Below are 1076 nucleotides of genomic sequence, written 5' to 3'. Positions count from 1 at the left end.
CGCTCTTTAAAAATTTGGAAAGCTGATAAAAACTTTGAATTGTTCAATTTGAATAATTTAGAGTTCTCAATAAGTAAAGAAATATGCCAGTTAATCGAAAGATTAATTGTGCGTCTACTTTAGTATTCTAACTTCTGGCGAAGTTAAACAGTCCTTGAAATACACACCCTTTTGGGTTGTATGGTTAAGTGACTACGTTACTCATGTCAGCATTCGCACTTGTGATATGTCCAGCATGCCTCCCGGCACACCTTCAGCCACTTACACAACGCTCCCCTACCCCGCATACTAAGTATGCAGCCGCAGCTTCGGTGGTATGTTTAGCCCCGTTACATCTTCCGCGCAGGCCGACTCGACTAGTGAGCTATTACGCTTTCTTTAAAGGGACTTTTTCTTGTTTATTGGTCCGTCGAGAGGCAAATAACGCTTGCTCAAAGATGCGATCTTTCTCATCGATTTTCAGTTCGTTTGGAAAGGTTAATGTCGCGCTATCGCGTACCTCGGCCTCCAAACGGGTGATTGAAGCTAACAAGGACGAAGCTTGGCTTTCACCTTCGCGAAACGCGGCTAAAAAGCGGGTTCTATCGAGCCGAAGTAAGGGATCGCCCTGCTCTACTAGTTGCCCCTCTGAGACCAATAATTCTTCGACAATCCCCCCTTCAAGGCTTTGGATTGTTTGCAAACGGCTGGAGGGAATAACTTTACCTTCACCGCGGGTGACTTCGTCAATCTCAGCAAATGCCGCCCAGCCAATAAAAATGGCCACGATTAAGATGCACAACCACAGCGCAGGACGCGCAGAAAATAGACGGCTTTCATCCGACCAGGGGTTACTAGGCTTCATGTTTCACCTGCCCTTGAGGAGCTAAAATACTATCAAAATCACCTTCCGTCGCCACATGTCCTTGTTTAAGAACGACTCCTCGGGTACCTAGTGCCAACATCCGGCGTTTATGGGTCGACATGACCAAGGTTTTACCTTGTAACCAGGTTTGCATAAATTGTATGACTTTCTCTTCGTTGACTTGGTCAAACGCCGAGGTTGGCTCATCCAGTAACACAATTCGCGGGTTTTG

2 pseudogenes and 1 other annotated feature are annotated in these 1076 nt (G+C 46.2%); both pseudogenes read right to left on the bottom strand.

Features of this window, described 5'->3' with window-relative positions:
• Positions 1 to 216: 216 nt before the first annotated feature.
• Positions 217 to 562, bottom strand: a sequence feature (23S ribosomal RNA rRNA prediction is too short).
• A 33-nt stretch (positions 563 to 595) separates the two neighbouring features.
• Positions 596 to 844, bottom strand: a pseudogene (locus tag C2M17_RS16215) (hypothetical protein); the annotation flags it as partial.
• A pseudogene (locus tag C2M17_RS11270) lies at positions 834 to 1076 on the bottom strand (hypothetical protein); the annotation flags it as partial. The pseudogenes C2M17_RS16215 and C2M17_RS11270, both read right to left, overlap by 11 nt.

Origin of the sequence: Pseudoalteromonas sp. T1lg10 (assembly GCF_002964545.1) — a bacterium.
Lineage (GTDB): Bacteria > Pseudomonadota > Gammaproteobacteria > Enterobacterales > Alteromonadaceae > Pseudoalteromonas.
This window is presented reverse-complemented; position numbering and strand designations above follow the sequence as displayed.